The organism is Nonomuraea lactucae (assembly GCF_003313395.1).
Taxonomy (GTDB): domain Bacteria; phylum Actinomycetota; class Actinomycetes; order Streptosporangiales; family Streptosporangiaceae; genus Nonomuraea; species Nonomuraea lactucae.
Window position 1 is genome coordinate 1 of the sequence record NZ_QNFZ01000052.1, and the last position, 5,328, is coordinate 5,328.

Genomic DNA, 5,328 nt, shown 5'->3' on the forward strand with positions numbered 1-5,328 from the left:
GGGCGCGCGGGAGCGCCTTCACCGGGCGCGCCCTCCCTGGCGTGCGGGAGCGCCCCGCACCTGGCGCGACCCCGCTCCCGGCGGTCGGCGTCCCCTGGGGCGTGCGAGGACACCACGGGGGGACGCCACCGGGTGGGCGGAATGCCACAGGGCCAGCAGCGCGTGCGGCGAGGACCTGCCCAGAGCCGCGCCCCGCGAAGGCGCCGTGCCCCGCGCAAGAGCCTCGCAAAGGGGCCGTGGCCTGCGAAGGAGTCCCGCAAAGGAAGCCGTGGCCCGCAAAGATGCCGCACCGCGCGAAGGAGCGTCCCGTGGTGGCAGACGGGTCGAGAGGCTGCGCGCCGTGCGGACCGCCACGCCCCGCACGGAGCGGCGCCCCGCGCAGGGGCCGCATCAGCGGGTGCCCGGGAACGGGTTCGGGCCCGGGAACGGGTTCGGGCCCGGGAACAGGTTCGGGCCCGGGAACAGGTTCGGGCCCGGGAACAGGTTCGGGCCCGGGAACAGGTTCGGGCCTGGGAACAGGTTCGGGCCTGGGAACAGGTTCGGGCCTGGGGGGCGGCAGGAGGTGCGAGAACGGCCCCAGCTGGGGCGAGGTCCTGAGGCCGCTGTGGCGGGGCGCGAGAGCGGGATCACACCTGGGGCATGGCGCTCAGGACGAGGTGGCGTCCCGAGGCGGGTGTGCGGCCTCAGGCGGGTGGGTCAGCCCGCCAGTGGGACGTCGACCGGAAGCTGGGGCTGGGTGGGGACCCCCAGAATGCCCTCCACCGTGGTGACGAAGGTCTCGGCCTCGGCCAGCAGCTCCTCGGCGTCGGCCGCCGAGACGCCGCGGACCATGCCCGCCTCGGCGGCGGCGCGCTTGGCGGCGCTCACCGAGAAGTAGGCGGCCCACTGCGCGAGCTGCGGCTCCGCCTCGGGCAGGAGCTCCCACGCGCTGCGCAGGCGGCGCCTGCGCCCCTCCATGGGACGAGGGCGGGCGGCCAGGATCGCGGCGGCGGCGCGCAGGGCCGCCAGGTGCGCCGCCACGTATCGGGATGCCGGGGTGCGAGCCGTCGTCGCCTCCGCCAGGCAGGAACGTGAATCCGTCAGGTGCGCCCGGACAGCAGGCGACAGCCGGGGACCTTGCGGGTCTCTGGACCGTGGTGCCATGTGCACGCCTCCTCTGGGTCGTGGCGCCTCCCGGCGTCACGGCCGGTGAAGCCAACGCTCGCAGACGCCACCGACAATTCCGCCGGGCCGGCCGGACGAGAAGCTTCCCCTCTCCCCGTCCGGCCAGGAACGCGCCCACTCGTCTCCGCCGACGACGAGGACGCGCCCTTGCCCGTGGAGCCTGATCGCGGGTCTCGCTTGGGGGAAGCGGGGCCCGCGATCAGGTCCTTCCGACGTGAGCCGCGAGTCTCACGTCACTACGTCGAACATAATTTCGATCACCCTCGGTGTCAACCTGTTCCAGAACACAGGTTCGATCGGCATGGCTGGAGAACCACCTGAAAGCGCAGGTGAGAGCGGGGCGGGGCCCGGCGAGTCCCCGCGTGGCGCGCGCGGGCGTCCGAGGCCGGCCGGTCACAGGACCGGACGGGTCACAGGACCGGACGGGTCGCACGACCGGACGGGTCGCACGACGGGGCGCGGGTTTACTGGCGGCCTGCTTTTCGGGGGCTTAGGGGGTCAAGCCGGATGCTTTCCCCCGCGTCGCCTTTTGTGCGGGATTTACGCGGCGGCAACCACCATCCCCTGCGAACGCCCCCACATGGCCCCGTAGCGCCCCCTGAGCCCCGCTCAGGTTTCCCTGGCCCCTGTGGTCCCGGGGCCGTCCACGGACGCCGAGAGGGCGCCAGACGGGCACAGGGCGACAGCCCGGCGGACGGCCTCCTCCAGGTCCTTGGGAGGTGACGGGTCCAGCAGCACGACGGTCCCGTCGTCCTCGCTCTGGTCGAACACCTTCGGCGCCGTCAGCGCGCACATCCCCGCCCCGATGCACACCGTCGTGTCAGCCTTGATCTCCATCAGACACTCCCGAGGGCCGCCAAGGCCCGAGCGTTCGGTGACCTGTCAGATCCGCACATCAGAGTCTCCTTCCGGGTTTTGTCGGTGCCTGCCGATAGCGTGGTCGTCTCGTTACCGGACGTTGGAGGTGGGTGTGCGCAGGTCGTTCAAGTTCCTGCTGCGCCCTACCGCCGGCCAGGTGGCGGCGCTCACGGCGTGCCTGGATGACCACCGCGACCTGTACAACGCCGCTTTGGAGCACCGTCGTACGGCCTACCGCAAGGCAGGTGTGACGGTCCGGTACGGCGAGCAGTCGGGCGAGTTGAAGCACATCCGCGCCGACGACCCCGGGGGGCAGGGCCGGTGGTCGTTCTCTTCCCAACAGGCCACGCTGCGCAGGTTGGACAAGGCCTTCCGCGCGTTCTTCGACCGCGTCAAGGCAGGCCGTACCCCGGGCTTTCCGCGGTTCAAGGGCCGGGGCTGGTTCGACACGGTCGAGTGGCCCAAGGACGGTGACGGCTGTCGGTGGGACTGCCGGCCCGAGCACCCCGCCGCGACATTCGTCCGCCTTCAGGGGGTCGGGCATGTGCGGGTGCACCGGCACCGGCGGGTGCTCGGCACCGTGAAGACGATCAGCGTCAAGCGGGAAGGCTCCCGCTGGTTCGTGGTCCTGTCGTGCGAGGACGTGCCCGCCGAAACGCTGCCCGCGACGGGCGTGGTGGCCGGGATCGACATGGGTGTCGCCTCGCTCGTCACGACGTCGGACGGGGCGCATGTGGCCAACCCTCGCCACCTCGCCGCGACAGCTGACCGGCTGGCTGCCGCGCAGCGGGACCTCGCCCGTAAGAGGCGCGGGTCCAGGCGCCGCCGTACGGCTGTGGCCCGGGTCGCGGCGCTGCACGCGAAGGTGCGGCGAGGTCGACTCGACGCGGCGCACAAGGCCGCTCTGGCGCTGGTCCGCGACTACGACGTGATCGTGCATGAGGACCTGAAGATCGCGAACATGACCCGGTCGGCGTCCGGCACGATCGAGCGGCCGGGCCGCAACGTCGCGGCCAAGTCCGGCCTCAACCGAAGCGTTCTGGACGCGGGTTGGGGGGTGTTCCTGCGGCTCCTCGCGTACAAGGCTGAAAGCGCCGGTCGAGAGCTGATCGCAGTCGATCCCCGCAACACCTCCCGCACGTGCGCCCGCTGCGGGCACCGCGCACGGGAGAACCGCGTCACCCAGGCCGAGTTCGCGCACGGGAGAACCGCGTCACCCAGGCCGAGTTCGCGTGTACGGCGTGCGGGCACACCGCGCACGCCGACATCAACGCGGCAACCAACATCCTCAGGGCAGGGCTTGCCCTTCGCCGGGCTGCGGAAGCGGCTTAGCGAGAAGCCGCCTCCTTCAGGAGGCGGAGGAGTCACGACGACTGCCTACCAGGTGACAGGGAGGCGGTGCACCCCGTAGATGCTCATGTCCGTGCGCATCGGCACCTCCTGCGGCGGGACGGCCAGTCGCAGGCCCGGGAGGCGGCGCAGCAGCGCCGCGTAGCCGATCCGCATCTCGATCCTGGCCAGCTGCTGGCCGAGACACTGGTGGATGCCGTGGCCGAACGTCAGGTGGCCGCTCGCCTGCCGGGTGACGTCGAGGCGCTCCCCGCCGGGGAAGCGGATGGGGTCGCGGTTCGCCGCCGGAAGCTGCAGCGTGACCGCCTCGCCCGCCTTGATCAGGGTGCCGTCGACCTCGACGTCCTCCAGCGCGGTCCTGACCGGCCCGAGGTGGATGATCGTGAGGTAGCGCAGCAGCTCCTCGACCGCGTTCTCCACCAGCGACGGGTCGTCGCGCAGCGCGGCGAGCTGCTCAGGGTCGGCGAGCAGCGCGTACGTGCCCAGGCCCAGCATGTTGGCGGTGGTCTCGTGGCCGGCCACGAGCAGCAGCAACGCGACGCCGGTGAGCTCCTCGTCGTTCAGCTCGCCGCCCGCGACCAGCCCGCTGAGCAGGTCGTCGCCGGGCTCGGCGCGTTTGCGCTGGATGAGGCCGTACAGGAACGCGGAGATGCTCGTCATCGCGCCGACGACCTGGTCGGGTTCGCTTTCGAGGTTGACGAGCACCTTGGAGTCGTTCTGGAACCTCGCGCGGTCCTCGTACGGCACCCCGAGCAGCTCGCAGATCACCAGGGACGGGATCGGCAGCGCGAACTCCTCCACCAGGTCGGCGGGCCTGCTCCCCGCCTCCATCCGGTCGAGGCAGGCTTCGGCGATCTCCTCGATCCTGGGTTCGAGCCGGTTCATCCTGCGCACGGTGAACTGGCCGGCCAGCAGCTTGCGGTAGCGCGTGTGCTCGGGGGCGTCCATGCGCAGGAAGAACCCGGGCGGCACCTGGAATCCCTTCTCCCGCGCCTCCTGGGCGAGCTCCAGCCGGGCGGCGATCGGCGGGTGCGTCAGCTCGGGCCGGTTGCTGAAGCGGGGGTCGGCCAGGACCGTCCGGGCGGCGGAGTAGCCGGTCACCAGCCAGCCGAGGTGGCCGTCGGCGTACGTCATGCGATGCACGGGAGCCCGTTCCCGGAGCTCCATGATCTTGTCCGGCGGGTCGAACGGGCGCTCGCGTTCGGTGGTCAAGGTGAGGTCTGACATGCGGTTGTTCCCTTCCGGTCGGTCAACGTCCAGAAAACATCATTCAATGCAAAGTTTCAATGGATGAAAAGCATAAGCTCGTGCAGTACAGTTCCGGCATGGACGGGATCCGGGAGCGCAAGAAGCAGCGCACGCGCCGGGCGCTGATCGAGGCCGCGCTCCGGCTGTTCGACGAGAAGGGCTACGAGGAGACCACGCTCGCGGAGATCGCGGCGGAGGCGGACGTGTCGACGCGCACGTTCTTCAGCTACTTCGCCAGCAAGGAGGACGTGGTCTTCTTCGACACCGACACCCGCCTGGAGCGGACCCTGCACCTGGTGGCGACGAGGGCGGCGGACGAGCCGCTGCCGCGGCTGCTGCAGCGGCTCGTGCGTACGAGCCTGCTCTGGGCCGCCGAGGACGAGAACTACGCCCTGCGGGACGCGCCGTTGCGGATGCGCCTGATCATGACCGTGCCCGCGCTGCAGGCGCGGGCGCTGCACCTGCTGTTCGACAGCCAGCTGCGGGTGGCGCGGGCGCTGGAGGAGGCCTATCCCGACCGGCTGGACCCGGTGGAGGCGGCGGCGGCCGTGGGCGCGCTGACGGGCGCGGCGAAGCTGGCCGTGATGGCGAGCATCGCGCGGGGCGACTCGATGGAGCGGGCCGGGGAGGCGGCCGTGCGCGCCACCGAGATCACCCTGCGCGGCCTCGACTCGCTGGCGGCGACGGGCCCGGATGCCACTGCGGCGG

The 5,328-nt window shown here is 71.6% G+C and carries 5 protein-coding genes; 2 read left to right on the forward strand and 3 right to left on the reverse strand.

Annotated features, from left to right (window positions below; all coding sequences use genetic code 11):
- Window positions 1–696 precede the first annotated feature (696 nt).
- Together DQW85_RS04045 and DQW85_RS04050 are read right to left on the reverse strand one after the other, a co-directional pair.
- A complete protein-coding gene (locus tag DQW85_RS04045; protein ID WP_113699075.1) occupies window positions 697–1,143 on the reverse strand; it encodes an SAV_6107 family HEPN domain-containing protein in 447 nt (148 codons plus the stop codon).
- Window positions 1,144–1,773: 630 nt separating this feature from the next.
- On the reverse strand, window positions 1,774–2,001 hold the full coding sequence (locus DQW85_RS04050) for a ferredoxin (protein ID WP_113699076.1): 228 nt from the start codon (window positions 1,999–2,001) through the stop codon (window positions 1,774–1,776).
- A gap of 133 nt (window positions 2,002–2,134) precedes the next feature.
- On the opposite strand from DQW85_RS04050, the gene DQW85_RS04055 reads away from it, so the two are divergent.
- Window positions 2,135–3,433 (forward strand): RNA-guided endonuclease InsQ/TnpB family protein, encoded by a 1,299-nt coding sequence (locus tag DQW85_RS04055; RefSeq protein ID WP_476703593.1) that lies wholly within the window; start codon window positions 2,135–2,137, stop codon window positions 3,431–3,433.
- On the opposite strand, the gene DQW85_RS04060 is transcribed toward DQW85_RS04055, so the two are convergent.
- Window positions 3,400–4,599 (reverse strand): cytochrome P450, encoded by a 1,200-nt coding sequence (locus DQW85_RS04060; RefSeq protein ID WP_113699077.1) that lies wholly within the window; start codon window positions 4,597–4,599, stop codon window positions 3,400–3,402. The genes DQW85_RS04055 and DQW85_RS04060 overlap by 34 nt on opposite strands.
- A gap of 98 nt (window positions 4,600–4,697) precedes the next feature.
- Between DQW85_RS04060 and DQW85_RS04065 the strand changes: the two genes are divergently transcribed.
- On the forward strand, window positions 4,698–5,328 hold a 631-nt coding region (locus DQW85_RS04065; protein ID WP_113699078.1), incomplete at its 3' end, for a TetR/AcrR family transcriptional regulator.

Coding starts and splice junctions, on each gene's coding strand:
- DQW85_RS04045 (WP_113699075.1), bottom strand. CDS start 1,143: ATGGCACCACGGTCCAGAGACCCGCAAGGTCCCCGGCTGTCGCCTGCT.
- DQW85_RS04050 (WP_113699076.1), bottom strand. CDS start 2,001: ATGGAGATCAAGGCTGACACGACGGTGTGCATCGGGGCGGGGATGTGC.
- DQW85_RS04060 (WP_113699077.1), bottom strand. CDS start 4,599: ATGTCAGACCTCACCTTGACCACCGAACGCGAGCGCCCGTTCGACCCG.